The following is a 26,314-nucleotide window of genomic DNA, read 5'->3' on the forward strand; positions in this document are numbered from 1 at the left end:
GGTAGTTGCACACGCAACTACCGCAACCAGAGGACTAAATGCAGAGGTCAGAGCTTGGTGATGTTCTCCGTGACGTACCCGGCGGGCTGGATCAGGCCGGAGCAGCGGCTCTCTCCGCGCGGCGTCGCCGACCGGCGGCGCACCGTCACGGAGTAGAAGTCCTCGCCGCCGCGCACGGTGACCACGCGCGCGTCGGATTCGAGCAGCGGCTCCTCCTGGACGGCGATCACGTCGTCCAGGCCGGACAGGTTCGTCTGCCGCCGGATCGCGATCTCGGCGAACTGCGACCACGCCGTCCGGGCCGACGTCCGGCCGCGGAGCTGATCCGGCTCGACCTGCCCGCGCAACGCGGATTTGGCGACGAGCGCCGCCTCGGCCGGGTTGAGCTGGCCGTGGAGGAAACCGTCGGGGACGACGAGGAGGTTGCCCGCCCAGCGATCGCCGCCGACGTGGCTGACCTCCCAGGATCGGCCCGGGTGGTTGGTGTTGAGCGCCGCGGCCAGCGGCCGGCCCAGTACCGCGCAGCACATGTCCTTGGTGCCGTGCGTGCAGACCAGGAACAGCGGCCCGAGCACGGGTTCGCCGAAGCCGCCGAGCCCGTCGGCGACGGCTTGGAGGTCCAGCTCGGCCAGTTCCGCGAGGTCGCGGATCTCCAGGCGTTCCAGCCAGCGGTTGCCCGGTTCGCCCCCGCCGACGTAGACGACGCGGGGACGGTCCGGGTCACGCTGATGCTTGCCGGGACGCCGGATCAGCAGCGGGCGGAGCCCATGGGACCGTCTCAGGTTCTCGAGCAGCTCGCGGCGCTCGGCGGGGAATGCCTCGTCGAGAATGTTTTCCAGCGCGTCCGCGGGCCAGGGGCCCGGCTGCTCGATCAGCAGCCAGCAGCGCATGTCGGCCGCGGTACCGGCGGGGCTCGCGCCCAGCATGCGCGCGACGGTCGCGCAGCCCGGCAACGCGGCGGGCGGCGCTTGCGTGTCCGAGAGCTGAGCGGTCATCGGCTGACCACTCCGGACTTGACCTTAGGCATGCCTTAGCTTACCCCGCCCGGTCTCCCTTCACACTCCTCGTCCCTTGTGACATTCAGCCGATCGAGAGAAGTCCCTGCGTGGCGAGCTCACCGAGAAGCGCGCGCACGGTCCCCCGATCGAGTCCGGACACCTCGGCGAGTCGCTTGACCGCCCGCGGAGTGCCGTCGAGCAACGCCTTCAGCACCGGGCTCGCGGCGTCCGCGAAGACGAACCGGTTCCCGGCCGCGAGCAGGGTCACCCGGCCATCGCCTTCTTCGAGCACCGCCCTCGGGACGAGGAACCGGACCTCGGTCTCGTCACCGTCCGGCAACAGGCCGGGAGTCGCCGCCCAAGGAAGTCCGACGCGCGGATGCGCCGGGGCCGAGGAGTCTCGATCGGCGAGGAACCTGGCGACGACGTCGGAGGTCAGTGCCGCGTCGAGTTCCTTCCGAAGCGCTTCGGACCGGGCTTCGCGCTCCGCGTCCGTCGCAAACCTCGGCAGGTCCTGGCGGAACGTGGCGCTCGCACGCAGCTTGTCGGCGAGCCAGGCCACCAGATCGACCCCGGTCGCCGGACTGAACCCGAGCGTGAGGTGCAGCGACATCTCCCCCACCGCCGTGACGTCGTGCCAGTGCCCTCGCGGGACATAGAGGACGTCGCCGTCTTCGAGGATGAAGTCGTCGATCGGCTCACCGGGCTGCTCCGGCTGTTCGACGTCGCGGTGCAGCGGAGCGGTCCTGGTCGGGCCGTGCATCCGCCAGCGTTTGCGGCCGGCCACCTGGATGATGAAGGCGTCGTGGTCGTCCCAGTGCACGTCGAAGCCGTGGGTCACGCCCCAGCCCGCGTACAGGTTGACCTGGACGCTCTCGCGGAGGTCGTGCTCCAGGCTCCGGGCGAGGTCTCCGATCGGGTCGCTGAGTTCCTGGATGGCGTCGAGCACCATGGTCGCGCCGCCTCGGAGGTGCTCCGTGAACGGAGCGGCCTGCAGACGGGGAACGGTGCCACTGCGGCGAGTGGGGACGAGGTCGGTGTAGCTCTCCATGGGCACCGGCTGCCCATCGAGTGCCAGGCGCAGCCGCGGGAACTCCAGGCGGTGCTGCCGGAGGATCGCGTTCAGCGCCGGCCACGGCAGCAGGTCGGCGAACCGGCCCGCGCCGCCTTCGAAACGGCGGTAGGTCTCGCCCTGGACGTCTTGGAAGAACTGGCTGACCCCGAGCGGAGCCACGAGGTCAGCCAGTGTCGGCGTTCCGGGCACTCAGCCGTCGTTGCCGTCGTTGTCGGCGGCGGCGCCGTTGGCCTTCCCGCGATCCGTCGCGGTCGGGATCTTCTCGACCTCCAGCAGCAAACCGCTGACGGGAGCCTGCGTACCTGACTGTTCCTGAGCCATCCTGCCACCTTCGGTTAGACGAGCGGACGGACCGAAAATCGGTCTGGAGCGTCGCCAAGCCTACGACACGTTTCGAGAAAATTCACCGCTCAGCAGGGAAAAACGGCCTTGTGAGCGATCTTCGACACCGTCGTCGGAGTTCACCCGGACAGCGGTTCTAAGCTGCTACCCATGGCTGAACCGGCATCCGTCCCCGCCACCCGGTGGGACGTCCTGGCGGCCATCGGCGCGGGCGGCGCGCTGGGCAGTCTGGCGCGCTACGGCCTCTCCGTCGCACTCCCCCATTCCCGGGGCCAGTTCGCGTTTTCCACCTTCGCCGCCAACGTTTCCGGCTGCCTGCTGATCGGCGTCCTGATGGCACTGCTGACCGCGGCGGCCGACCCGCACCGGTTGCTGCGGCCGTTCCTCGGGGTCGGGATCCTCGGCGGTTACACCACGTTTTCGACCTACGCGACGGACACACTCGATCTTGTGACGACGGGCCGTCCGTTCACCGGATTGTCGTACGCGCTCGGCACGGTGGCCTGCGCACTGTTGGCGACCTTCGTCGGACACGAAGTCACCCGCGCGGTGCGGAAATGACCGTTCTCTTCGTGGCTTTCGGTGGCGGCCTCGGTGCGATCCTGCGCTATCTGACCGACCTGCGCGTGCGGGAACGGCGAGGGTCCGCGTTCCCCTGGGGCACGGTGACGGTCAACATCGCCGGCTCGGCGATCCTCGGGGTCCTGACCGGCTGGGCGCTGCACGGCGGCCAGCCGGACGCGGTCCGCTCGCTGCTGGCGATCGGTTTCTGCGGCGGGCTCACGACGTTCTCGACGTTCGGGTACGAAACGCTGCGGCTGTTCACCGAAAAGGCGCGCCCGCGGGCCGTGCTGAACGTCGTCCTCACGGTGGTCGCCGGGCTGGCCGCGGCGACCGCCGGACTCCTGCTCGCCGCCGCCGTCTGGCACTGACTCAGTCTTCGGGCGCCATCCGCCACGCGGCCGCCGCGATCGCCTCCCGCTGTTCGACCGGGAGACCGGCCGCCATCTCCTCCAGCTTCTCGACGACGCCTTCGTGAGCGGCGTTCGCGAGCCGGAGCCCTTCCGCGGTCAGCGTGATCTTCAGCGCGCGGCGATCGCAGGAATCCGCGACGCGCTCGACGAGTTCCCGCCGCTGCACGCGGTCCACCAGGCCGGTGACGCTGGATTTCTCCAGGTTCAGCATCCGGCCGAGATCGGTCATCCCGACCCCGGTCTCGCCCTGCGCCAGCACGCAGAGCAGCTGCGCCTGCTGCGGCGTGAGGTCGTACGAGCGGCCGACGTCGATGAACGCGCGCTGCACGAGATGCGAAAGGCGTACCAGCGCGGTGGCGAACCCGAGGTCTTCGGCCGTGGTCATGACCGAAGTCTACTTGACGGTGGTTCGGAGTACGAACTAATGTAGTTCGCAGTACCAACATTCCGTACTACGAACTAGGGGGTACCATGACCACGACAGTGGCCGTCATCGGCGGGGGATACGGCGGCACGACCGTCGCGAAGGAACTGGACGCGTTCGCCGACGTCGTCCTCGTCGAGCCGCGCGAGGACTTCGTCCACCACGTCGCCGCGTTGCGCGGGCTCGTCGATCCCGAGTGGACGGACCGGCTCTTCTACCCGTACGCGCGGCTTCTCGACCGAGGCCGGGTGATCCGTGACCGCGCGGCGCGCGTGGACCAGGGCGGCGTCACCCTCGGCTCGGGTGAGCGGCTGACACCGGACTACACCGTGCTCGCGACCGGCTCGGCGTACCCGTTCCCGGCGAAGATCGATTTCGAGGACAGCGCCGCGGCGAAGGCCAAGATCCGTGCCACGCGAGAAGACCTGGCGAGCGCGGAGAAGGTGCTGCTACTCGGCGCGGGTCCGGTAGGGCTCGAACTGGCAGGCGAGATCAAAGCGGTGTGGCCGGAGAAGGGCGTGACGATCGTCGACCCGGCGACGGGAATCCTGCCCGGCTTCCCGGACGAGTTCCGTGCCGAAGTCCGCCGGCAGCTCGACGAATTGGGCGTCGAACTGCTGCTCGGGACCTCGCTGACCGAGTCGCCGGTCTCCGAACCGGGGCAGGCGAAGACGTTCACCGCTTCGTTGACCTCGGGCGGCGAGGTGACCGCCGACCTGTGGTTCCAGTGCTTCGGCGGCGCGCCGCACACGGCGTACCTCGACGGCGACCTGTCCGCCGCGCGCCGGCCGAACGGCCAGGTGGAGGTGACCGCCGAACTGCTGGTGCCCGGACAGCGGCGGGTGTTCGCGCTCGGCGACATCACCGCGCTGCCGGAGGCGAAACTGGCGAAGTCGGCCGGTGACCACGCGGAGGTCGTCGTGGCCAACATCCGGGCGCTGGCCGAGGGCGGCGAGCTGCGGACGTACACGCCGGGCGGGCCGATGATCTCGCTCCCGCTCGGGCCTTCCGGAGGCGCGACCTACGCGGAGGAGGTCGGCGTCCTGGACGCGGCGACGACGTCGGAGATCAAGGGGTCGCACATGATGGCTTCGCGGTACGAGGAGCTCTTCGGTCTCAAGTGAGTGCCGTCGCGCGTGCAATGAACGACCCGTTACTTGCAAATTTTGCGAGTAACGGGTCATTCATTGCACTTAGGGACGCGTCAGGAGCGCGGAGCCAGACCCCGAACGTGAGCGAAGGGATCCTCACCCGTCGGAAGCAACGCGATGATCGGCGTCGTCAGCCCGTTGTCCACATAGGACTGCACCTGCTCGCGGCACGAGTCGAGGCTGCCGTGGACGATCAGGTCGTCGACGACCTCGTCCGGGATCACCTGGTTGGCCTTCTGCCGGTCGCCCGCGGCCCACGCCTCGTGCATGGGGGCCAACACCTCGCCGCGGCCGAGCCAGTCGTGGAACGCCGCGTACACCGGGACGGTCAGGTAGCTCGAAATGAGCATCCGGCCGAGTCCGCGCGCGGCGGCCTTGTCTTCGGTGGGGCAGACGAAGATCCGCGCGGCCAGCTCCGTGTCCGGCCCGATCTCCTCGCGCACCTTGGGCACGTCGGAGGCGGCGAGCCAGTTGGTGATGGCGCCGTCGGCCTCCTTCGCGGCCAGCCGCAGCATGCCCGGCCGCAGCGCGGCGAGCATGATCGACGGCGGCGGGTCGGTGGGCCGCTCCAGCCGGAACTTGCTGACGGAGAACGACTCGTAGTCCTCGGTGACCTTCTCCCCCGCCAGCGCCGAACGCAGGAACCGCAGGGTGTCACGGGATCGCGCGAACGGGGCCTCGAACTCGGCGGCGTTCCAGTTCTTCACGATCACCGGCGACGACGCCCCGATGCCGAGGACGAACCGGCCGGGCGCGAGTTCCGCGACGGTCGCCGCGCTCATCGCCAGCAGACCGGGGCCACGCGTGTACACCGGCACGATCGCGGTGCCCAGCCGCAGCTGCGGCGCCCACTGCGAGGCCAGCACCAACGGGGTGAAGGCGTCGTTGCCCGCCGTCTCGGCCGACCAAGCGTCGGTGTAGCCGAGGTCGGGCAGCTGCTCGACCATCTCCTTGTGCGCCGCGAGCGGCACCCCGGTCAGCGGAATGGTGATGCCCCACCGTTTCATGCGTTCTCCTCGCTCTTCACCGCGTCACCGGACAGCTCACGCACGATCCAGTCCACCTGCGTGCGCATCAGGTTCTCCGCGACCTCTTCGGCTTGCGGCGTCATATGCGTCGCGCCGGCCAGCGGCAGGAACACATGCGTGCGTCCCTTGGCCAGCAGTGCCGACGACAGGCGCAACGAGTGGGCGACGAAAACGTTGTCGTCGGCCAGGCCGTGCACAATGAGCAGTGCCCTGGACAGGTCACCGGCGCCGGCGATCAGCGAGTTGTGCTCGTACGACGCGGTTTCCTCCTGCGGCAGCCCGAGGTAACGCTCGGTGTAGTGCGTGTCGTACAGCGACCAGTCGGTCACCGGCGCACCCGCGATACCGGCGTGGAAGACGTCGGGACGGCGCAGCACGGCCAGCGCGGACAGGTAACCGCCGTAGGACCAGCCGCGGATCGCGACCCGCTCGGTGTCGAGTTCCGGATGCAGCGCGGCGGCCGCCTGCAGGGCGTCGACCTGGTCGGCGAGGGTGACGTCGGCGAGTTTGCCCGCGATCTCCTTCTCCCACGCGGATCCGCGTCCCGGCGTCCCGCGCCCGTCGGCGACGAGCACCGCGAAGCCCTGGTCCGCGAGCCACTGCGGGGTCAGGAACGCGTTGCGGGTCTGCAGGACGCGCTGGGCGTGCGGGCCGCCGTACGGGTCGAGCAGCACCGGCAGTTTGCCTTCGCTCGCCTCGTACCCGGTCGGCAGCACCAGCGCCGCACGCAGGCCCCGCTCCCCCAGCGTCAGCCAGACGAGGTTCGGCACGACGTCGGGATCGACGGTGTGGGAACCGATACGCGCCACGGTCTTCTCGCCGGACACGACGGTCACCACCGGGCCGCTGCGCTCCAGGCTCCACGACGAAAGCACGGCCAGGGCGGCGTTTCCGGCGCCGACGTGCACGCCGTCCTCAGTGGACAGACGACGCAGTTCGCCGCCCTCGGTGCGGAAGACGTGGATCTGCGTCGGGTCGGCTTCCGACGCGCTGAACAGCACCTCGTCGCCGACGCTCAGGATCGAGCGCACCTGCAGGCCCGCAGGAGTGACCGCGACCCCGTCGACGACCAGGCGGTGATCGCCGTCGGCGGCGCTCTCGCGCACCAGGCGGCCGTCGGTGGTCCACGCCGGGACGCCCGCCGCGATCTCGACCCAGTGCTCGTCGGTCTCGGTGTGCAGGACCTCGACGGAACCGTCCGCCGGGTCGACGGCCTGGATCTCCAGGGTGCGCTGGTCCCGCGACTGCACGGACAGCAGCGGTTTGCCCGCCGCCGACCAGTGCACCGCGGCCAGGTACTCCCAGCCGGTCTTCACGACGTCGACCCGGGAGCCGTCGAGGCCGATGATCGCCAGCGTCACGTCGACGTTCTTCTCGCCCGCCGCCGGGTACGCGACGACGTTGGCCGGTGTCTGCGGGTTGGCCGGGTCGGCGATCGTCCAGCGCGGCACGGCGGCCTTGTCGGACCGTTCGACCAGCAGGCTCCGCCCGTCCGGCGCCCACCAGTAGCCCCGCGTGCGGCCCATCTCCTCGGCCGCGATGAACTCCGCGAGCCCCCAGGCGATGTCGTCACCCTCTTCTTCGACGACGACGCGGTCCTCGCCGGTGGCCCGGTCGATCACCCGCAGCCGCCGGTCGCGGACGTAGGCGACGCGGCCGCCGTCCGGGCTGGGCCTCGGGTCGATGACCGAGCCGTCGACCAGCACGGACACCGCACCGGTGGCCAGGTCGAGGGTGTGGAGCTTGCCCGACAGGGAGAACGTGGCGACGGTGAAGGCGTCGTCGACCGCGTAGCCCACGACACCGCCGCCGGTCTCCCGGCTGCGCTCGCGGCGAGCGCGCTCCTCGGGCGGCAGGTCCTCTTCGCCGGGCAGCAGCTCCGCGGCGTCGACCAGCTTCGTCTCCTCACCCGAAGCGACGTCGAACGACCACAGGCTGTGCCGGGGGTCCGTGCCGGACTCGGTCCGCAGGAAAAGGATGCGAGAGCCGTCGGGCGCGACCTTGAACTGTTTGGGCGCGCCGAGGGTGAAGCGCTGGGTGCGGGCCTGACGGCGGAGGAACGGGAGATCTTCGAGGCTGGTGTCGGTCACGTCCGCACTCTCTCAGACGGTCAATCGGGTACGCCAACGCCTTCCAGCTTCTTCAGTTCCGTCTCAGGATCGAAATCGGCCGCCGGGAACTTCGGGTCCATCCCCTCCAGGGTCTCGATCAGGAGCCGCGCGACCAGCCAGTTGCGGTACCACTTGTGGTCGGCCGGAACGGCGTGCCAGGGCGCCGTCCCGGTGGAGGTCTTGGCGAAGACGTCGGCGTAGGCCTTCTGGTAGTCGCTCCACTGGGCTCGCGCGTCGAGGTCGGCGGGGTTGTACTTCCACCACTTCGCCGGCGTCTCCAGCCTCGCCTTGAGCCGCCTCAGCTGCTCCTCCGGCGAGATGTCGAGGAACACCTTCACGATCGTCGTGCCGGCGTCGGTCAGTTCCTTCTCGAACGCGTTGATCTCGGCGTACCGCTTGCGCCACTCGGCGGCGGGGACGAGCTTCTGCACGCGCGGGACCAGGATGTCCTCGTAATGCGAGCGGTCGAAGACACCGATCTGCCCCGGTACCGGGAGCTGCTTGCGGATCCGCCACAGGTAGTGGTGACGTCGCTCGGTCGCGTTCGGCTTCTTGAACCCCGAGTAGCGCACGCCCATCGGGTTGACCAGGCCGAGGACATGCCCGACCGTGCCGCCCTTGCCGGAGGTGTCCATCCCCTGCAGGACCAGCAGGAGACTGCGGTTCCCGCCGCCGACGCCCTCCGCGTAGAGGGCCTCCTGCAGCTTCGCGAGCTTGCCGCTGGACTCGGCGAGTTCCTTGAGTGCTTTGGGCTTCTTGTGCGGCCCGACCGGGAAGGACCCCGGATCGTGCCGCTCGGTTCCCTTGCCGATCCTCAGCGCTTCGCGGACGGAGACGCGGTCCTTTTTCGCCATCCGGCGACGATAACCGCGGTCCGGGCGGAGCGCCTGCGGTGATCGAGTACCCCGATGCATGATTTCGCCACTCGAAGGAGTCGATACGCAACGAACAACGGGTCAAAGCAACGTTTCCCGGATGAAGTCCCTTGGATGGGCATCTAACCTGAACGCATGACGACCGCCGACTTCATCGCGCTCGACGAGCAGTGGAGCACGCACAACTACCACCCCCTGCCCGTGGTGATCGCCACCGCCGAAGGCGCCACGGTCACCGACGTCGAGGGCAAGACCTACCTCGACTTCCTCTCCGGGTATTCCGCGCTGAACTTCGGGCATCGCCACCCCGGCCTGATCGCCGCCGCGATCGAGCAGTTCGGCCGGGTCACGCTGACCTCGCGCGCGTTCCACCACGACCAGCTCGGCCTCTTCTGCCGGGAGCTGGCGGAGCTGACCGGCACCGAGATGACGCTGCCGATGAACTCCGGCGCCGAAGCCGTCGAATCCGCGGTGAAGATCGCCCGGAAATGGGCGTACCGGGTCAAGGGCGTGCCCGACGGGACCGCCGAGATCATCGTCGCCGGCTCGAACTTCCACGGCCGCACGACCACCATCGTGTCCTTCTCCACCGACGAGACCGCACGCGCCGACTTCGGCCCGTTCACGCCGGGCTTCGTCACCGTCAAGTACGGCGACGTCGACGCGCTGCGCGACGCCATCACCGAGCGGACCGCCGCGATCCTCCTGGAGCCGGTGCAGGGTGAGGCCGGCGTGATCGTGCCGCCCACGGGCTACTTCGCCGAGGCGCGGCGACTGTGCGACGAGCACGACGTCCTGCTGATCGCCGACGAGATCCAGTCCGGCCTCGCCCGCACGGGCACCGTCCTCGCGCTCGACCACGAGGGCGTCCGCGCCGACGTCTACACCCTCGGCAAGGCGCTCGGCGGCGGCATCATGCCGGTGTCGGCCGTCGTGGGCGGCAAGGACGTGCTCGGCGTGCTGCAGCCTGGCGAGCACGGGTCGACCTTCGGCGGGAACCCGGTGGCCTGCGCGATCGGACGGGCCGTGGTCGGGCTGCTGAAGACCGGCGAGTTCCAGGAGCGTTCCCGCGAACTGGGCGCCCACCTGCACGCCCGGCTCGGCGAACTGGTCGGCGACGGGCTGGCCGAGGTCCGCGGGCGAGGGCTCTGGGCGGGTATCGACATCGCGCCCGGCGGGCCGACCGGCCGGGAGGCGTCGACGGCGCTGGCCGAACGCGGCGTGCTCTGCAAGGAGACGCACGACCACACCCTGCGGATCGCGCCGCCGCTGGTGATCAGCCGTGAGGAACTCGACCGGGGTATCGACGCGATCACGGAGGTCGTCAAGACCCGGTGAACCTTTCGGACGGCCGGTACGTTGGCTGTCCATGGGAGACGAGCGGGAGTGGGTGGAGCGGCCTCTGGTCGGCGCCGAGACGGTGACGCCGGAGGACTGGTTCGCGAGGGGTAAGGCACTGCGGGACGAGGCGCCGACGTCCGCGCACGATCACGCGGCGGCGGGCGGGAAACGGCCCACCGTGGCGGAGTTCTTCGCGCGGACCAACGAAGGCCGCCTGCCGGAACTGGTGGAACTGCGGCGCGAGCGGATGCTCGCGTCGCCGTTCACCTTCTACCGCGGCGCCGCCGGGCTGATGGCCGCGGATCTGGCGGGCACGCCGGCGTCCGGGCTGACGGCGCAGCTCTGCGGGGACGCGCACGCCGCGAACTTCGGGCTGTACGGCACGCCCGAAGGCGGAATCGTCATGGACATCAACGATTTCGACGAGTCCGTGCCCGGCCCGTGGGAGTGGGACCTCAAGCGGCTCGCCGCGAGCCTCGTGCTCGCCGGACGCGAAGGCGGCATCGGCGAGTCAGGATGTCGCGAAGCCGCCGAAGACTCCGTGAAGTCCTACCGTCGCACGATCCGGGGACTCGCGGAGCTGCCGTTCCTGCGCTCGTGGAACGCGCTGCCGGACGCGTCGGTGCTGAGCAAGGTCAGGGCGCACGACCTGATCGACGACTTCGAAGAAGCGGCCGAGAAGGCGCGGAAGAACACCAGCGCCAAGGTCACCGCGAAGTGGACCCGGCGGATCGACGATCACGAGACCGGCCTCGAACGGCACCGTTTCGTCGAAGACCCGCCCGTGCTCACCCACGTCGACGACGCGACGGCGGACGCGGTGATCACCGGCCTGGTGTCCTATGTGGACACCTTGCGCGAATCGCGGCGGACCCTCATCTCGCGGTACCGGGTGTCCGATGTGGCCTTCCGCGTGGTCGGCACCGGCAGCGTCGGACTCCGCAGCTATGTCGCGCTGCTGCACGGAAACAGCGGCGAAGACCTTGTGCTGCAAGTGAAACAGGCCAATCCTTCGGCACTCGCGCCCTACCTCGGCTTGGCTTCGCCCGAGCACGAAGGCCGCCGGATCGTCGAAGGCGCGCGGCTCGTGCAGGCCGAGTCGGACATCCTGCTGGGCTGGACGACCATCGACGGCGTCCCGTACATCGTGCGGCAGTTCCGGAACCTCAAGGGCGACATCGACCCCGCGGAGCTGAAGAAGGACCACCTCGACGACTACGGCCGTCTCGCGGGTGCCTTGCTGGCGCGGGCGCACGCGCGATCACTGCACCCGCAGATGCTCGCCGGGTACTTCGAGAACGACGAAGACCTCGACGAGGCCATCGGCGCCTACGCGCTGCGGTACGCGGATCAGACCGAAGCGGACTTCGCCGCCTTCGCGGCTCTGTAAACCCGCGCAAGTAGTCGACTAAATGCGGTGGGCCCCAGGAGCGTGCGTGGGGATTTCGGTTCGGGGCGTCCGGGCGATGGCGTTGCGAAAGCCACTTTCGCAACGTTGAAGGTTGCGAAAGTGGCTTTCGCAACGACTCGCCTTGGGCCCGGTCACCGAGAGACGGCACGATTGCCGTACCTCTCACTACGCAAGTAGTCGACTAAATGCGGTGGCCCAGGCGACCTAGCCGCCGTCCGCGAGACCGGCGACGTCCTCCGCGCACCCCCCAAGCCAGCGTGATCCCCGCGCCCCCGTGCCCGTAGCAGTGGATGACGTCCCCGTCGCGGTCCAGCCGGACCTCGGGCCGGAACGGCCGCAGGCCGACCTTCGACCCCAGCACCGCGGCACCGGCCAGCGCGGGTACGAGGTCCCGGCATCGCCGCACGATGTCCGCGGTGACACCGGGATCCGGCGTGACGTCGGTGCGGCCGGGCTCCTGGGTCCCGCCGCAGACGACGTGCCGCCCGTGCGGGATCACGTGGCTCAGCACCGGCGAAGCCCCGTCGACGATCCATTCGGTCAGCCCGGGGTCGGCGAGGTGGACGACCTGGCCGCCGACGGGCACCACGGTGCCGTCCCCCGCCAGCGGTCCGCCGCCGAGACCGGCCGCGTTCACGACGAGGTCCGCGTCGAGGTCGTCGAGCCGTGAGACAACACGGTATTCGGTGCGCGCGCCCAGTGCGGCGACCCGCTCGGCGAGCCAGGTGAGGTACGCCGGGGTGTCGACCACAGCGGTGGTGAAGGTGAGCCGTCCGGGTTCGTGGTCGAGGTCCGGCATCGAGAACGCCCAGGACGGCAGCGGCGCGTCGCGCGGGATGAGGAAGGTTCCGCGGAGCATGCGGACGCCGGGGGCATCGAGGGAGCGGTACTCCTCCACGCTCGTCGCGGTCCAGCGGTCGACGCGGTCCGAGTTCACCGTGAGCGGCGGGAACAGCACGCCGCCGGCGACCGCCGACGTGGTCTCGCCGGGTCGCGTGGCGGTGATCACCGTGACGTCGTGTCCGGCTTCGGTGAGGCGGCAGGCGCAGCTCAGCCCGATCACCCCACCGCCGACGACGCTGATCCGCATGAGAACCCCCTTCGCCACGATCCGTCTTCGCATGGTGACCGATCACCGTGCGCCGCGGCCAACCACCCGTCACGTAATCTCGCGCGGTGAGCACAAAAGGGCCGTACGCGCCGATCGCGGTGACCTGCGCGGTGATCATGATCGTGCTGGGCGTACTGGTGTCCGGCGAAGGGCTTTCCGGCCCCGACGCCCTCGCCGAGAGGTGGGTTCAGCGCACCTTCGGCGCCGACGCCGACCTGCTGCGGCTGCTCGTGCTCCCGACCGAGGCCTACGTCCTGATCCCGGTGGCGCTCATCGCCGCGGGCCTGTGCCTGCTGGCCCGCCGCCGTCCCGAAGCGGCGCTGACCATCGCGGGGCCGCTCATCGCGATTTTCGCCAACACGTGGGTGCTCAAACCGCTCTTCGACCGCTGGAAGAGCACCTGGCTCGCCTATCCCAGCGGACATACGGTCGCCCTCGTCGCGGTGCTGACCGTACTCGTGCTGCTGGCCCGCCCCGGCGTCGCGACGGCCGTCATCGCCGTCGTGGGCGCCGTGGTGCTCGTCGGTGTCACGATCGGCATGATCGGCCTGGGCTTCCACTACCTGACCGACGTCGTGGGCGGCACGCTGTTCGCCGTCTCGACCGTCTGCGCGACCTGGGTACCGCTCAGCTGGGCTGCACGGCGTCGCGCGCCAGCGCCGTCAGACGGCTGACGGCGCGCAGGTACTTCTTGCGGTAGCCGCCGTTCACCATCTCCTCGGTGAACAGCAGTGGCACCGGTTCGCCCGAGACCACCAGCGGGATCGCGCGGTCGTAGAGCCGGTCCGCGAAGGCGACCAGCCGCAGTCCGACGTTCTGGTCGGGTACCGGGTGGATGCCGCGCAGGTGCACCCGGCTCACGCCGTCGAGAAGCCTGCCGTAGCGCGAAGGATGCAGCCCCGCCAGGTGGTCGCACAGCGCGTCGAAATCGTCCACAGTGGACTCGGGATGCGCGGCGGCGGAGGCTTCGAGCTCCTCCGGGCTCGCGGGCGGTGGCGCGTCCGGGAGCCCGCGGTGACGGTAGTCCGGGCCGTCGACGCGGGCGACGCCGAAGCGGGACGAAAGCGACTGGATCTCGCGCAGGAAGTCTTCGGCGGCGAAGCGGCCTTCGCCGAGTTTGTCCGGCAGCGTATTGGAAGTCGCCGCCACGTAGACCCCGGCGTCGGTCAGCTCGCGCAGCAGCCGGGTGACGAGCATGGTGTCGCCCGGGTCGTCGAGTTCGAACTCGTCGATCGCCAGGAACCGGTGCTCGGAAAGACGCCGCACCGCTTCGGCGAACCCGAGCGCGCCCACCAGGTGGGTCAGCTCCACGAACGTGCCGTAAGCCTTGGGTGACGGCGTTTCGTGCCACGTCGAGGCGAGCAGGTGGGTCTTGCCGACGCCGAACCCGCCGTCGAGGTAGAGCCCCATCGGCCCGGCGGGCGCGTCGTCCCCGCCGCCGAACAACGCCCGCAGCTTCGACTTCGGCTTCCGGTTCGCCGCCTCCGAAACGCGCGCGGCGAAAGCGCCGCAGTCGACCACGGCCGCGGCCTGGCTCGGCTCGTCCGGGTTGGGCACGTAGGTGGAGAACCGGACCGCGTCGAACCGGGGCGGCGGGACGAGCGCGGTGATCAGCTCGTCGGCGGACAGCTCCGGACGGCGATCGATCAGGCGGGCGGGCATTCGCCGAGAGTAACGGCACCGGCGGCGGCCGTTCACCCTCCCTGAACGGGCGTATCCCCCGCTCAGCGGTGCCGTCGGCCCCGTGCTGGGATAGGGCCGTGCAGCTTTTGTGGCCAACGACACCAGCGGACGCCGTCACCGACGCCGACCTCGAGCGGCTCTACGGCTATCCCGAGGATCTGACCCGCCCGTGGGTCCAGGTCAACTTCGTCAGCTCCGCGGACGGCGCGGCGGCGGTCAACGAGCTGTCCGAGGGCCTTTCGCATCCGGCCGACAAACGCGTCTTCCTGATGGGGAGGCTGCTTTCCGACGTGATCCTGGTCGGCGCGGGCACGGCCCGCGCCGAGGGGTACCGGGGCGCGCGCATCAACGCCGAACGCACCGCGCGCCGGGTCGCGCTCGGGCTTTCGGAGGTCCCGCCGATCGCCGTGGTGACCCGGTCCGGTGAACTCGATCCCGCGGGTCCGCTGTTCACCGACACGAAGGTGCCGCCGATCGTCATCACGACCGAGAAGGCGCCGCGAGCCGAGCTGGAGCGCGCGGGTGCCGACGTCCTCGTCGCGGGCACCGACGACGTCGACCTGGGCCACGCCCTCGAACTCCTCGGGAAACGCGGGCTGCGCCGGATCGACTGCGAGGGCGGGCCGATGCTGTTCGGCGACCTGATCGCGGCCGACCTCGTCGACCAGCTGTGCCTGACCGTCGCTCCCCTGCTGGCCGGCGCCGGCGCGCGCCGGATCGCCCACGGCCGTCCCACCCCGGACCCGCGGCGGATGGACCTCGCCTCGGTGCTGTTCGAGGACGGTTTCACCATGCTGCGCTATCGCCGCCGGGAGGGCGGGTGAGCGACCCGGCGCCGGTTCCGGACGAGGAGCTGGCGGCCCGGGCCGCCGCCGGGGACCATGGCGCCTTCGACACCTTGGTGCGACGGCACACGGCCAAGATGTACCGCGTGGCGCTGCGGATCACCGGCAGTGCCTCCGAGGCCGAGGACGTCGTCCAGGAGGCCTGGCTTTCCGCGTGGCGCGCGCTGCCCGGGTTCCGGTACGAGTCCGCGGTCTCGACCTGGCTGTACCGGGTGACGACGAACGGCGCGCTCGGCCAGGTCCGCCGCCGGAAACCGACGGTGCCGCTCGACGAGGGCGATGCCGGCGTCGTGCCTGGTCCGGAGGGTCAGGTGGTGAGCGCGGAGCAGGTCGGCACGGTGCTGCGCGCGATCGCCGAACTCGACGTCGGCCAGCGGATTCCGCTGGTTCTGCGAGAATTCGAAGGGTTGAGTTACGAGGAGATGGCCGAGGTCCTGGAGGTGAGCGTGCCCGCTTTGCGCGCTCGCCTGCACCGCGCCAGGGTCGCGCTGCTCGCGAAACTCGGCGACAACCTCCGACCCGGGGAACGGTGATGAGCGAGGATCCGCGCGACGACCCCCGGTGGGAGCAGGTGCGCGCCGCCGCGAGCCGTCCGGTGCCGACCCCGCCCGGGCTCGTCGAACGCGTGCTCCGCTCGGTCGGCGGCGTTCGCGGCGGGCACACCACGGCACCGCTCGACCTTCCCTCGGCAGGCGGCAAGACCCAGGTTTCGGAACGCGCGCTGGTGCTGATGACCAGGCGGCTCGCCGCCGAGATCGGCCGCGACCTCGGTGGCGTGTACATCTCGGCCGTCGCACTCGAAGACGACGAACTCCAGGTACTGGTGACGGTCCGGTTCGGTGTGGAGGCGTCGGCGGCGGAACTGCTGCGGCACCGCGTCCGGGCCGCGCTGACCGGCCAGCTCGGCTCGCCGCCGCCCGCGATCAACGTCCACGTCGTCGACGTGCACCCGGACTGAGGACCCGTTCACCCGGGCGGCATGACCGGTTACCGCACTCGGATGTACGGCGCCGCGCCCGCGAGATCCGTCTCCGAGCACGCGAGCGCGCCGCCCACGCCACCACGTCGCCCGAGACAAGACCCGTTCGACTCACCCCTCGATGGATCCCGTCCATTCCACAGTGGACGGACGAACCCCCGGAAGTGATTACCCCATTCGGGGGACACCACGTGACGACTCGGCATGCGCGCGTGTCCAGGTCGGTGAGAGCGTAGGGATCGCCGCGCGCGCAGGTCGCGCGGCACCGGCCGAGAAGGAGCGAACTTCATGGCGCAGCCGAGCGCGAGCAAACCAGGAACCGCCTTGGCGGGGGTCGGGGCGGGGTCGACCCTCAACGAGGAAGGAGCCGCCGGCAAGACCACCATCTCGTCGGTGGTCGTGCAGAAGGTGGCCGGGCTGGCCACCCGTGAGGTGACCGGGATCCACGCGCTGGGCGGCGGGGTCTCGCGGGCCTTCGGCGCGATCCGCGAACGTATCCCCGGCTCCGGCACCGTCACCACGTCCGGCGTTTCGGTCGAGGTCGGCGAGAAGCAGGCGGCGATCGACCTCGACGTGGTCGTCGAGTACGGCGCTCGCATCGTCGACGTCGCGCGGGCGGTGCGCCGCAACGTGATCGGCCAGGTCGAGCAGATCACCGGCCTCGAGGTGATCGAGGTCAACATCTCGGTCAACGACATCCACCTGCCCGACGAGAACGGCGGCGAGACCGAGACCTCGCGGGTCGAATGATGAACGGGACCCAGACCGGCCTGCTCGCCGGCCTCATCCTCGGCCTCGCCGCGACCCAGGGGTTCACCGCGTTCCTGGTGACCCTGGCCGTCGGCGTCATCGGCCTCGTCCTCGGCCGGGTACTCGACGGCGAACTCGACCTCGGCGACCTGTTCGGCCGGGGCCGCGACAAATGACCGTCCCGCCCGACCCCGGCGATCCCGCCGACTCCGCCGATTTCGAGGATCGCGGCACCCTCACCATCGCGCCGTCCGTGGTGCGCAAGATCGCGCAGCACGCCGCGGACCAGGTCGAGGGGACCACTCGGGCCGAGCGGCGCGTCGCCGGGCTCGGGCTGGGCAGCCACGGCGCGAGCGCGAAGGTCGGCGGTGAGGGCAACGACGTCGACCTCGTACTCGACGTGGCCTTGAAGTACCCGGCACCGGTGCGGCGGATCGTCGGCGATCTGCGCGCCCGGGTCACCGAGGAGGTCGAACGGATCACCTCGTACCAGGTCCGCGACATCTCGGTGACGGTCTCCGCGCTCCTGCCCGACATCGCGCCCCGCGTCCGCTAGAAGGAGCACTGGCATGCGTCTGTTCGTCCGCCTGCTGTCCGCCCTGATCGGGCTGGCGCTGGCCGCCGCCGGGGTCCTGCTCGCGCTCGAAGTCGGCTGGGGCTGGTGGAGGCCGGGGCGTGGGCCGCTGTTCGTCCCGTGGGACGACTGGCGCGACAGGCTCGCGGAACTGTCCTGGAGTGCTCCCGTGGTCCGGTACATCGCGATCGCCGTCGCGGTCGTGGGGCTGCTGCTGATCCTGGCGGCGGCCTCGGCCGGGCGGCGCGCGATCCGGCTGACCGACCCGGCGAACGAGGTCAGCGTGACCACGTCGCCGCGATCGCTGGCCCGGCTGGTGGGGGTGACCGTGCGGGCGCAGGAGAACGTCGCCGGCGCGAAGGTCACCGCCACGGCCAAGAAGATCCGCGTCCGCGCGACCAGCCGGTTGGAGACCGAAGGGCAGCTGCGCCCGCGGCTGCTGGAGACGGTCTCCGGCCTGCTCGACGAAGTCCCCCTGGTGCGGCGGCCGAAGGTGTCCGTCGTCGTCGACTCCCCGAAGGACCGCCGATGACCCGTTCGGTCTCCGCCAAGGCACTCGGCCGTTCCACCGGCACGGAACGGACCCTGACCGTCCTCATCGGACTCCTCGCGCTGCTGGGCGGGGCCGCGGTGGTGGCGATCGGCGCCGGCTGGCTCGGCACCTACCGCGGCCGCCGTCCGCTGGCCGACCCCATCGCGCTGGACTGGCTCGCCCAGAACGCGCTCCCCGCCCGGACCGGCGCGATCGTGCTCGGCGTGCTGCTGCTGTGGCTGGGCCTGTGGTGGTTCTTCCGGTCGCTGCGCACGGAAGGCCGTCCCGACCTGGAACTCGACGACGACCTCGTGGTGACGTCCTCGGCCATCTCCGAAGCCGTCCGCCTCGACGCCGAAACGATCGACGGGGTCGGGCGCGCCCGGGTCCGCGCCGTCGGCGACACCGAGAACCCGGCGCTGAGGATCACGCTCTGGCTGAGCGAGGGCACCGACCTCAAACGAGTCTGGGAGCAACTCGACCTCACCGTGCTGGCACGCGCGCGGGAATCACTCGGGGTCGAGGTGCTGCCCACCGCCGTCCGGCTCGAACTCGACACGGCCGCACCTCAACGGGTGCGCTGAGCGCTTCGTTAGGGCAAGAATGGCCGTCATGTCGCTTCCCTTGACGCCGCCGATCAAGCCGATGCTCGCCAAACCGGCGAAGGCGATCCCCGATTCCGGCGGTCTGCTGTTCGAGCCGAAATGGGACGGGTTCCGCTGCCTCGTCTTCCGCGACGGCGACGAGCTGACCCTGCAGTCGCGGGCCGAGAAGCCGCTCAACCGGTACTTCCCGGAGGTCGTCGAGCGGCTGAAGGCCACCCTGCCGGAGCAGATCGTGCTCGACGGCGAACTGGTCGTCGGCAAGGACGGCAAGCTGGACTTCGACGCGCTGACCGAGCGGATCCACCCCGCCGAAAGCCGCGTGCAGCTCCTTTCGACGCAGAACCCGGCCGAGTTCGTCGCGTTCGACCTGCTGGCGCTCGGCGACGAATCCTATCTGGACGAACCGACGTCGCGGCGGCGGGAACGGCTGGAAAAACTGGCGTCCGAGGGCGTCCACCTGACCCCGGCCACGTCGGATCCGGGCATCGCGCGGCACTGGTTCGAACTGTTCGAGGGCGCCGGGCTCGACGGCGTCATCGGGAAACCGCTCGACGAGCCGTACACCCCCGGAAAGCGCGTGCTGCTCAAGTACAAGCACTCGCGGACGGCCGACTGTGTGCTGGCGGGCCTGCGCTGGCACGTCGACGGCGAAGCGGGCGAGATGGTCGGCTCGTTCCTGCTCGGGCTGTACGACGAGAACGGCGTGCTGCACCACCCCGGCGTCGTCGGTTCGTTCCCGGTCACCCGGAGGCGTGAACTGGCCGAGGAACTGGCACCGCTGATCACGGACGGGACCGATCACCCCTGGCTGGGCGACAACGTACAGGAGCACCAGCGGATTCCCGGCGGCATCACCCGATGGAAGTCCAAGGAGGCTCCGTGGGTGCCGCTGAAGCTGGAGAAGGTGGTCGAGGTCGGCTACGAGCACACCGAAGGCGGATACCCGTCGCGATTCCGCCACACCGCGCAGTTCAAGCGCTGGCGTCCCGACCGCGAACCGGACTCCTGCACCTACGCCCAGCTCGACGAGGTCGCCCGGTACGACCTGGACGCGGTGTTCCGCGGCGAGGTCAAACGCACCCGCTAACCGTGTCCTGACATCCGACCTGCGAAGCTCTCCTCAGAGTTTTGTCATGCCCGGAAAGTGAGGACCAGCCCGTGCGCCCCGCCAGCACCGTACGCCGCAGGCCACGGCTGATCCTGATGACGACCCTGGTCGCGGCCGTGGTCGCGGGCTGCACCGCAGGGCCGTCGGTCCGGCCGGCGGTGATCGACAACGACGGCAAACCCACCTCCGGCACCCCACCGGTGGCGCAGCAGGTGCCGCTTCCGCCGCTGACCGAACCGCGGTCGCCGTCCATCAAATGGGAGGACTGCGACGACGCGACCCGGCAGCGGCTGGGCCAGCCGTCCGTGCCGGACACGCTGAAGTTCTCCTGCGCCAGGGTCCCGACCACGCTCGACGCGCCGGACCTGCCCGGCCGCGGCCTCTCTCGGCTCTCGGTCGTCAAGGCAGGCGACGGGCCGATCCCGCTGGTCGTGGTGAACGACGTCGACGGCGAACCGGGTTCGCTCTACGCCGCGCGACTTGCCGCGGCGCTGCCGCCGGAGTACCTGCAGAAGTTCTCCCTGATCGGCGTGGACCGGCGCGGGACGGGCAACTCCGCCCCGGTCCAGTGCATCCCGGCGGAGATCCGCACCGACCTGCTCGGCGGCGACCCGGCGGCGGGCGACCTCGAAGCCGTGGTCGACGCGGCGCGCAAGGCGGGCCAGCAGTGCGCGATCGAACTGGACGACTCGCAGGTCGCGATGGACAGCTGGCGCGCCGCGGGCGATCTCGAGGAACTGCGGGAACAGCTCGGGCTGGACCGGCTGCACGCGCTCGGCCGCGGTGACGGTTCGAAGGTCCTCGCCGAATACGCCGTTCGGTTCCCCGGGCAGGTCGGCCGGGTCATGCTCGACGGACTGCCCGACCCCGGCGCCGACGCGACCGCCGTCATGGAGTCCGTCGCCGCGAGCGCACAGGCCACCCTCGACGCTTTCGGCGCCGACTGCATCGCCAGGGGCTGCCCGATCGGCGACGCCCGCTCGGCCGTGAGCGCCGTCGCGGACCGGCTCCGAGGCGCGCCCGCGACGACCACCGACGGGGTGGACATCACGCCGGGGATCGCGCTGTACGCCGTCTATTCGGGGCTGGCACAGCGCTCACGCTGGGTGGAACTGGCCGAGGCGCTCAAAACCGCGCAGACCGGCGACGTCACGCCGCTGGCCGCGTTCGCCGAACCGGTCCTGAAGGACACCCGCGCGCGGCCGTCCCGGTTGGACGGCACGCTCGCGACCAAATGCAACGACAGCGCGACGCGGCTCTCGGCCGAAGAACTCACGCGCGTCACCACGACCCTGCGCGACAAGTACCCGCAGTTCGGTGTCTTCGCCGCGCAGCAACTCGCGTGGTGCAGCCCGTGGCCCGTGCGCCGCGAACCGCTCCCGCCCGCCGGCGCCCCCGGCGCTCCGCCGATCCTCGTCGCGGGCACCGCGACCGACCCGGTCACCCCCGAACAGGGCACCGGCCGGGCCGCCGACCAGATGCCGAGCGCGGTGACGATCACCTGGCAGGGCGCCGGGCACGGGGCGCTTCCGCTGTCTCCCTGCGTCACCGACGCGACGAGAGCCTTCCTGATCGACGGGAAGATCCCGGTCGACGGGACGCTCTGCCCCGCTTGAGGCTTACCCCTAAGTCAGGCGACCAGGGCCCCGGTACCGAGTGGGGTCGCGCTGGTCGTGAGTGGCGATTCGGGTTAGAACCCGAATCGCCACTCACGACCCCGAAGCGCCACTACTGCCGGTAGGACTCCACCTCGGAGATCGGCCTCGGCGCGGCCTGGTCCGGGTCCTCGTCGAACTCGACCCGCGCCCGCCGCTGCCGCAGCAGGTCCCAGCACTGGTCCAGCTGCTGCTCCACACTGGCGAGCCGGGACCGGTCGTCCGAGCTCAGCCCGGTGCCGATCGCCCGCGCGCGGAGCTCGTGCTCCACGCTGACCAGCTCGTCGATCCGGCTGAGGATGTCCCCGTCGGCCATCTGTGCCTCCTGCGAAGCTCTCCTGGACTGCTCCGTTCCGACGCTACGCGCAAACGCGGGAATGCGCGTCCCCCGTCATTCGTTACGCCGGGCATGAGCACAGTGGAGCTGACCGCCGCCAACTTCGATCAGGTCGTTTCCGAGAACGACTTCGTGATCATCGACTTCTGGGCGGGCTGGTGTGTGCCGTGCCGCCAGTTCGCGCCGACCTACGAGAAGGTGTCGGGCAACCACGAAGACATCGTGTTCGCGAGTGTCGACACCGAAGCCGAGCAGCAGCTGGCCGCCGCGTTCGACGTGCGCTCGATCCCCACGCTCGCGGTGATCCGCGACAAGACGGTCATCTACGCGCAGCCCGGGGCGCTCCCGGAGAAGACGCTCGAAGACCTGATCCAGCAGGCCCGCGACATCGACATGGACAAGCTCAAGGAAGAGGCCCAAGAGGCCTGAGCCCGGTACGAAGAAGGGGCCCTTCCCGGCGGATTTCGCCGGAAAGGGCCCCTTTGTACTTCAGCGGAACAGTGCCACCTGGGACCGGGTCAGCCCCGGGTGGCGAGTCCGCGCAGGAAGAACGCCAGGTTCGCCGGGCGTTCCGCCAGCCTGCGCATGAAATAGCCGTACCATTCGTCGCCGTAGGGGACGTAGACGCGCATCGTCTCGCCGTCGCCCGCGATCCGGCGCTGCTCTTCGGGACGGATCCCGTACAGCATCTGGAATTCGTGGTCGTCCGCCTTGCGGCCCGCGTCCATCGCGATCTTCTCGGCGATCGCGATCATCCGCGGGTCGTGCGAGGCGACCATCGGATAACCCTTGCCCTGCATGAGGATCTTCAGGCAGCGCACGTAGGACTTGTCCACTTCGGACTTGTCCTGGAACGCGACCTCCGCGGGTTCGGCGTACGCGCCCTTGCACAGCCGGACGCGGGAGCCCTCACCGGAGAGGTCGCGGCAGTCCTGTTCGGTCCGTCGCAGGTAGGCCTGCAGCACCGCGCCGACCCACGGGTACTCGGTGCGCAGTTCCCGCAGGATGCCCAGCGTCGAGTCGGTGGTGGTGTGGTCCTCCATGTCGAGGGTCACCGTGGCACCGACCGCTTCGGCCGCGGCACAGATCTTGCGGGCGTTCTCCAGCGCGACCTTTTCCCCGTCGGCGGGCAGGAACTGGCCGACCGCGGACAGCTTCACCGAGACGTCCGCGCCGAACGCGAGGCCGTCGGCCGCCAGCGCGGACAGCAGTTCTTCGTAGGCGCGGACGGTCGTCGCGGCCTGCTCGGCGTCGGTGGTGTCCTCGCCGAGGTGGTCGAGGGTGACGCGCAGACCGTCGTCGGACAGTTCACGGACCACCCGGACGGCGTCGGGCGTCCCGTCACCGGCGACGAACCGGCTCACCACCGATCGGGTGGCGGGGACGACCTCGACCAGCTCGCGCATGCGCCGGGATCGGGCGGCGGCGAGCAACGGGGCACGCAACATCACGGACTCCTGGAGAACTCAGCCCTGGTGGGGGTAGCGGACGCTGGTGGGCGGAACGAACGTCTCCTTGATCGAGCGCGGGCTCGTCCAGCGGAGCAGGTTGAACACCGAACCGGCCTTGTCGTTGGTGCCGGAAGCGCGGGCACCGCCGAAGGGCTGCTGGCCGACGACGGCGCCGGTCGGCTTGTCGTTGACGTAGAAGTTGCCGGCGGCGAAGCGCAGCGCTTCGGCGGCCTTCGCGACGGCGGTGCGGTCGTTGGCGATGACAGCGCCGGTGAGGGCGTAGTCGGCGGTCTCGTCGACCAGCTTCAGCACGTTGTCGAACGCGTCGTCGCTGTTGTCGTCGTAGACGTGGATCGACAGGATCGGGCCGAAGTACTCGGTGCGGAAGATCTCGTGCTTCGGGTTGTCCGAAACGAGGATCGTCGGGCGCACGAAGAAGCCGACGCTGTCATCGGCGGTACCACCGGCGATGACCTCGACCTCGGCGTCCTCGGCGGCGCTCTTCAGGACGGCGGCGTGCTTGTCGAAGGCGCGGCGGTCGATCACGGCGCCACCGAAGTTGCTCAGGTCGTTGACGTCGCCGTAGGTGATGGCCTCGGTCTCGGAGACCAGTTCGTCCTTCAGCTCGGTCCAGAGCGAACGCGGGACGTAGGCGCGGGACGCGGCCGAGCACTTCTGGCCCTGGTACTCGAAGGCACCGCGGATCAGCGCGGTACGCAGGATGTCGACGTCGGCCGAGGAGTGCGCGAGCACGAAGTCCTTGCCGCCGGTCTCGCCGACCAGACGCGGGTACGTGCGGTAGTTGCCGATGTTGGCGCCGACCGTGCCCCACAGGTGCTGGAAGGTCGCCGTCGAACCGGTGAAGTGGATCCCGGCCAGGTCGCGGTGGGTCAGGGCGACCTCGGAGACGGCCTTGCCGTCACCCGGCAGCAGGTTGATCACGCCCGGCGGCAGGCCGGCCTCTTCGAGCAGGCGCATGAGCAGGTGCGCGGCGTAGCTCTGCGTCGGCGACGGCTTCCACAGCACGACGTTGCCCATCAGCGCGGGCGCGGTCGGCAGGTTGCCGGAGATCGCGGTGAAGTTGAACGGCGTGATGGCGTACACGAAACCCTCGAGCGGGCGGTGCTCCATCCGGTTCCAGATACCGGGCGAGCTGACCGGCTGCTCCGCGAGGATCTGACGGCCGAAGGCGACGTTGAAGCGCCAGAAGTCGATGAGCTCGCAGGCGGAGTCGATCTCGGCCTGGAAGGCGGTCTTCGACTGGCCGAGCATGGTGGCGGCGTTCAGCTTGGCGCGCCACGGGCCGGCCAGCAGGTCGGCGGCACGCAGGATGATCGCGGCGCGGTCGTCGTAGGACAGCGCGCGCCAGCCGGGGGCGGCGGCCTTCGCGGCGGCGATCGCGTCGTGGGTGTCCTGCGCGGTCGCGCTGTGGATGACGCCCAGCACCGCCTTGTGGTTGTGCGGCTGGACGACCTCGATCTTCTCGCCGCCGCCCTTGCGCTGCTCACCGCCGATCGTGGCGGTGATGTCGATGGGGTCGGCGCCGCCCAGCGACTTGAGCGCGCCCTCGAGTTCAGCGCGCTCGGCGCTACCCGGTGCGTAGTTCAGCACCGGCTCGTTCTTCGGGGCGGGGGTCTGGGTCACGGCGTCCACTGACTGCTCCTGACTTCACTTCGCCGGCTAGAGGTCTCTCCCCGAACGGTAGCCCTGACGACTCGGCTGCGGCTTGTTCAACTGGCTAGAATCAGGGTGACCATCTTGTCCGATCGGCTTAATTCGGTGATGTCAGTAATTACAGAATCGCCCACTGGAGCGCCCGGCGCATCGCTGAGGCACGTCCTCGCCACGCTCGGGGAACCGCTGGTCAGGGTGCTCGCGGCGCCGGGCGGCCTCGGCGTCGAGGTGGAGGACGTCGTGATCCACGACCCGGAAGACCCGCCTGACGCTCATCCGGGTGATCTCGTCCTGGTGATCGGCGCCCGGGGACGGTCGGCCGCCGGAGCGATCAGGGCGGCGGCGCGTTCCGGCGCGGCCGCCGTGGCGGTGAAGGCCGGCTCCGCCGTCGTGAACGTCGCGACCGATGCCGGGATCGCGCTGATCGAGGTCGGCCACGAGGCACGCTGGGAGCAGGTCGAGGCCCTGGCCAGGGGCGTCGTCGACGCGGCGCGGGCGGGTGGTGAGGCGGACAGCGGTGAGGTACTGGGCGATCTGTTCTCGCTCGCGCAGACCATCGCGACACTGACCGGCGGACTGGTCAGCATCGAGGACACCGCGAGCCGGGTGCTGGCCTATTCGCGGGCGGGAGACGAGGTCGACGAACTCCGCAGGCTCTCGATCCTCGGCCGCGAAGGCCCGGAGCGATACCTCGCGATGTTGCGCGAGTGGGGTGTCTACCAGCGACTTCGCGCCGGTGAAGGCATCGTGCGCATCGACGAGCGGCCCGACCTGGGCATCCGACGGCGGATCGCGGCCGGGATCCACGCCGGGTCGCAGCCGCTGGGCACGATCTGGGTCCAGGAGGGCGCGCATCCGCTCACCGAAAGCGCGGAGGTCGCGCTGCTCGGTGCGAGCCGGGCGCTCGCCCCGCAACTCATCCGGCACCGCACCCTGCCGAGCCCGGAACTCCGGCTGCGCGAAGACCTGCTGGCAGGCCTGCTCGACGGACGTCTCGACGTGGAGTCCGTCGCCGACGACATCGGTGCCGACCCCGGGAAACCGGCGGTGGTGCTGGCGTTCTCCCTCCCCCGCGACCGCGCGGCGACCGACCGGCAACTGCGGCGCGCGGAACTGGTGCACCTGATCACCGTGCACACGGCCGCGTATCGGCGGAGCGCGCTGGTGAGCGTGATCGGCGGCCGCGTCTACGCGCTCCTGCCGGATCTCCCCGAGCAGGCCGAGACGCGGATCCTGGCGCTGGCCAAGGAGATCGTCGGCGCCGCGCAACGGCATCTCGA

At 70.3% G+C, this 26,314-nt stretch carries 30 protein-coding genes; 18 read left to right on the top strand and 12 right to left on the bottom strand.

All coding sequences use genetic code 11. From position 1 onward, the window contains the following. Nucleotides 1-47: 47 nt before the first annotated feature. The 3 genes from H5J31_RS27290 to H5J31_RS40260 form a co-directional block, all read right to left on the bottom strand. The gene (locus H5J31_RS27290; RefSeq protein WP_181775513.1) at nucleotides 48-995 is read right to left on the bottom strand and encodes a sucrase ferredoxin; all 948 of its coding nucleotides are present in this window, start codon (nucleotides 993-995) and stop codon (nucleotides 48-50) included. An 85-nt stretch (nucleotides 996-1,080) separates the two neighbouring features. Continuing rightward, entirely contained in the window at nucleotides 1,081-2,262 is a 1,182-nt protein-coding gene (locus H5J31_RS27295; RefSeq protein ID WP_181775514.1) for a cupin domain-containing protein, read from the bottom strand. Next, a complete protein-coding gene (locus H5J31_RS40260; RefSeq protein WP_268880756.1) occupies nucleotides 2,263-2,394 on the bottom strand; it encodes a hypothetical protein in 132 nt (43 codons plus the stop codon). Nucleotides 2,395-2,565: 171 nt separating this feature from the next. Between H5J31_RS40260 and crcB (H5J31_RS27300) the strand changes: the two genes are divergently transcribed. Then, entirely contained in the window at nucleotides 2,566-2,976 is a 411-nt protein-coding gene (gene crcB, locus H5J31_RS27300; RefSeq protein WP_181775515.1) for a fluoride efflux transporter CrcB, read from the top strand. Beyond that, nucleotides 2,973-3,347 (top strand): fluoride efflux transporter CrcB, encoded by a 375-nt coding sequence (gene crcB / locus H5J31_RS27305; RefSeq protein WP_181775516.1) that lies wholly within the window; start codon nucleotides 2,973-2,975, stop codon nucleotides 3,345-3,347. The genes crcB (H5J31_RS27300) and crcB (H5J31_RS27305) overlap by 4 nt, the downstream gene beginning before the upstream one ends. Before the next feature lies 1 nt (nucleotide 3,348). Here the strand turns inward: crcB (H5J31_RS27305) and H5J31_RS27310 are convergent, their stop codons facing one another. Further along, nucleotides 3,349-3,774 carry a MarR family winged helix-turn-helix transcriptional regulator gene (locus H5J31_RS27310; RefSeq protein ID WP_181775517.1) on the bottom strand — a complete coding sequence of 142 codons (426 nt, stop codon included), beginning with the start codon at nucleotides 3,772-3,774 and terminating at the stop codon, nucleotides 3,349-3,351. Between the two features lie 86 nt (nucleotides 3,775-3,860). On the opposite strand from H5J31_RS27310, the gene H5J31_RS27315 reads away from it, so the two are divergent. Further along, nucleotides 3,861-4,937, top strand: a complete 1,077-nt coding sequence (locus H5J31_RS27315; RefSeq protein ID WP_181775518.1) for an NAD(P)/FAD-dependent oxidoreductase — start codon at nucleotides 3,861-3,863, stop codon at nucleotides 4,935-4,937. Between the two features lie 80 nt (nucleotides 4,938-5,017). Here the strand turns inward: H5J31_RS27315 and H5J31_RS27320 are convergent, their stop codons facing one another. From H5J31_RS27320 to H5J31_RS27330, 3 genes are read right to left on the bottom strand one after another with little or no spacing between them, the layout of a single operon-like run. After that, nucleotides 5,018-5,971 (bottom strand): LLM class F420-dependent oxidoreductase, encoded by a 954-nt coding sequence (locus tag H5J31_RS27320; protein WP_181775519.1) that lies wholly within the window; start codon nucleotides 5,969-5,971, stop codon nucleotides 5,018-5,020. Next, entirely contained in the window at nucleotides 5,968-8,082 is a 2,115-nt protein-coding gene (locus H5J31_RS27325) for a S9 family peptidase (RefSeq protein ID WP_181775520.1), read from the bottom strand. The genes H5J31_RS27320 and H5J31_RS27325 overlap by 4 nt, the downstream gene beginning before the upstream one ends. A gap of 20 nt (nucleotides 8,083-8,102) precedes the next feature. Next, a complete protein-coding gene (locus tag H5J31_RS27330; RefSeq protein WP_181775521.1) occupies nucleotides 8,103-8,957 on the bottom strand; it encodes a PPK2 family polyphosphate kinase in 855 nt (284 codons plus the stop codon). Between the two features lie 156 nt (nucleotides 8,958-9,113). On the opposite strand from H5J31_RS27330, the gene rocD reads away from it, so the two are divergent. Together rocD and H5J31_RS27340 are read left to right on the top strand one after the other, a co-directional pair. Beyond that, nucleotides 9,114-10,316 carry an ornithine--oxo-acid transaminase gene (rocD, locus tag H5J31_RS27335; protein WP_181775522.1) on the top strand — a complete coding sequence of 401 codons (1,203 nt, stop codon included), beginning with the start codon at nucleotides 9,114-9,116 and terminating at the stop codon, nucleotides 10,314-10,316. A 31-nt stretch (nucleotides 10,317-10,347) separates the two neighbouring features. Then, a complete protein-coding gene (locus tag H5J31_RS27340; RefSeq protein ID WP_181775523.1) occupies nucleotides 10,348-11,709 on the top strand; it encodes a DUF2252 domain-containing protein in 1,362 nt (453 codons plus the stop codon). A gap of 202 nt (nucleotides 11,710-11,911) precedes the next feature. On the opposite strand, the gene H5J31_RS27345 is transcribed toward H5J31_RS27340, so the two are convergent. Further along, complete coding sequence (locus tag H5J31_RS27345; RefSeq protein WP_236005413.1) at nucleotides 11,912-12,820, bottom strand: FAD-dependent oxidoreductase; 909 nt, start codon at nucleotides 12,818-12,820, stop codon at nucleotides 11,912-11,914. An 86-nt stretch (nucleotides 12,821-12,906) separates the two neighbouring features. Here H5J31_RS27345 and H5J31_RS27350 point away from each other — a divergent pair, with 86 nt between their 5' ends. Continuing rightward, nucleotides 12,907-13,515: a phosphatase PAP2 family protein gene (locus tag H5J31_RS27350; RefSeq protein WP_181775524.1), complete on the top strand. Its 609-nt coding sequence runs from the start codon at nucleotides 12,907-12,909 to the stop codon at nucleotides 13,513-13,515. Here the strand turns inward: H5J31_RS27350 and zapE are convergent. Beyond that, nucleotides 13,469-14,503 carry a cell division protein ZapE gene (gene zapE, locus H5J31_RS27355; RefSeq protein ID WP_181775525.1) on the bottom strand — a complete coding sequence of 345 codons (1,035 nt, stop codon included), beginning with the start codon at nucleotides 14,501-14,503 and terminating at the stop codon, nucleotides 13,469-13,471. The genes H5J31_RS27350 and zapE overlap by 47 nt on opposite strands. 98 nt (nucleotides 14,504-14,601) lie before the next feature. Between zapE and H5J31_RS27360 the strand changes: the two genes are divergently transcribed. From H5J31_RS27360 to H5J31_RS27405, 10 genes are all read left to right on the top strand, one after another. Further along, nucleotides 14,602-15,348 (top strand): pyrimidine reductase family protein, encoded by a 747-nt coding sequence (locus H5J31_RS27360; protein ID WP_181775526.1) that lies wholly within the window; start codon nucleotides 14,602-14,604, stop codon nucleotides 15,346-15,348. Next, complete coding sequence (locus H5J31_RS27365; RefSeq protein WP_181775527.1) at nucleotides 15,345-15,902, top strand: RNA polymerase sigma factor; 558 nt, start codon at nucleotides 15,345-15,347, stop codon at nucleotides 15,900-15,902. The genes H5J31_RS27360 and H5J31_RS27365 overlap by 4 nt, the downstream gene beginning before the upstream one ends. Beyond that, a complete protein-coding gene (locus H5J31_RS27370) occupies nucleotides 15,902-16,327 on the top strand; it encodes an Asp23/Gls24 family envelope stress response protein (RefSeq protein ID WP_181775528.1) in 426 nt (141 codons plus the stop codon). Before H5J31_RS27365 ends, H5J31_RS27370 begins: the two co-directional genes overlap by 1 nt. Before the next feature lie 309 nt (nucleotides 16,328-16,636). Continuing rightward, on the top strand, nucleotides 16,637-17,098 hold the full coding sequence (locus tag H5J31_RS27375) for an Asp23/Gls24 family envelope stress response protein (protein ID WP_181775529.1): 462 nt from the start codon (nucleotides 16,637-16,639) through the stop codon (nucleotides 17,096-17,098). Beyond that, nucleotides 17,098-17,274 (top strand): hypothetical protein, encoded by a 177-nt coding sequence (locus H5J31_RS27380; RefSeq protein ID WP_005157087.1) that lies wholly within the window; start codon nucleotides 17,098-17,100, stop codon nucleotides 17,272-17,274. The genes H5J31_RS27375 and H5J31_RS27380 overlap by 1 nt, the downstream gene beginning before the upstream one ends. Then, nucleotides 17,271-17,654 carry an Asp23/Gls24 family envelope stress response protein gene (locus H5J31_RS27385; RefSeq protein WP_181775530.1) on the top strand — a complete coding sequence of 128 codons (384 nt, stop codon included), beginning with the start codon at nucleotides 17,271-17,273 and terminating at the stop codon, nucleotides 17,652-17,654. The genes H5J31_RS27380 and H5J31_RS27385 overlap by 4 nt, the downstream gene beginning before the upstream one ends. 13 nt (nucleotides 17,655-17,667) lie before the next feature. Then, nucleotides 17,668-18,204, top strand: coding sequence for a DUF6286 domain-containing protein (locus H5J31_RS27390; protein WP_181775531.1), 537 nt, complete (start codon nucleotides 17,668-17,670; stop codon nucleotides 18,202-18,204). After that, the gene (locus H5J31_RS27395; RefSeq protein ID WP_181775532.1) at nucleotides 18,201-18,788 is read left to right on the top strand and encodes an Asp23/Gls24 family envelope stress response protein; all 588 of its coding nucleotides are present in this window, start codon (nucleotides 18,201-18,203) and stop codon (nucleotides 18,786-18,788) included. The genes H5J31_RS27390 and H5J31_RS27395 overlap by 4 nt, the downstream gene beginning before the upstream one ends. 28 nt (nucleotides 18,789-18,816) lie before the next feature. Continuing rightward, on the top strand, nucleotides 18,817-19,896 hold the full coding sequence (locus H5J31_RS27400) for an ATP-dependent DNA ligase (RefSeq protein WP_181775533.1): 1,080 nt from the start codon (nucleotides 18,817-18,819) through the stop codon (nucleotides 19,894-19,896). Between the two features lie 71 nt (nucleotides 19,897-19,967). Next, nucleotides 19,968-21,533: an alpha/beta hydrolase gene (locus tag H5J31_RS27405; protein WP_181775534.1), complete on the top strand. Its 1,566-nt coding sequence runs from the start codon at nucleotides 19,968-19,970 to the stop codon at nucleotides 21,531-21,533. A 112-nt stretch (nucleotides 21,534-21,645) separates the two neighbouring features. On the opposite strand, the gene H5J31_RS27410 is transcribed toward H5J31_RS27405, so the two are convergent. After that, nucleotides 21,646-21,888: a DUF2630 family protein gene (locus tag H5J31_RS27410; protein WP_181775535.1), complete on the bottom strand. Its 243-nt coding sequence runs from the start codon at nucleotides 21,886-21,888 to the stop codon at nucleotides 21,646-21,648. A gap of 93 nt (nucleotides 21,889-21,981) precedes the next feature. On the opposite strand from H5J31_RS27410, the gene H5J31_RS27415 reads away from it, so the two are divergent. Next, nucleotides 21,982-22,338, top strand: a complete 357-nt coding sequence (locus H5J31_RS27415; protein ID WP_181775536.1) for a thioredoxin family protein — start codon at nucleotides 21,982-21,984, stop codon at nucleotides 22,336-22,338. Nucleotides 22,339-22,427: 89 nt separating this feature from the next. Here the strand turns inward: H5J31_RS27415 and H5J31_RS27420 are convergent, their stop codons facing one another. Then, nucleotides 22,428-23,357 (bottom strand): proline dehydrogenase family protein, encoded by a 930-nt coding sequence (locus tag H5J31_RS27420; protein ID WP_181775537.1) that lies wholly within the window; start codon nucleotides 23,355-23,357, stop codon nucleotides 22,428-22,430. Nucleotides 23,358-23,375: 18 nt separating this feature from the next. Then, nucleotides 23,376-25,013 (bottom strand): L-glutamate gamma-semialdehyde dehydrogenase, encoded by a 1,638-nt coding sequence (gene pruA / locus H5J31_RS27425; protein WP_181775538.1) that lies wholly within the window; start codon nucleotides 25,011-25,013, stop codon nucleotides 23,376-23,378. A gap of 129 nt (nucleotides 25,014-25,142) precedes the next feature. Here pruA and H5J31_RS27430 point away from each other — a divergent pair. Beyond that, on the top strand, nucleotides 25,143-26,314 hold a 1,172-nt coding region (locus tag H5J31_RS27430), incomplete at its 3' end, for a PucR family transcriptional regulator (protein WP_181775539.1).

Source organism: Amycolatopsis pittospori, from assembly GCF_013870525.1.
Classification (GTDB): domain Bacteria; phylum Actinomycetota; class Actinomycetes; order Mycobacteriales; family Pseudonocardiaceae; genus Amycolatopsis; species Amycolatopsis pittospori.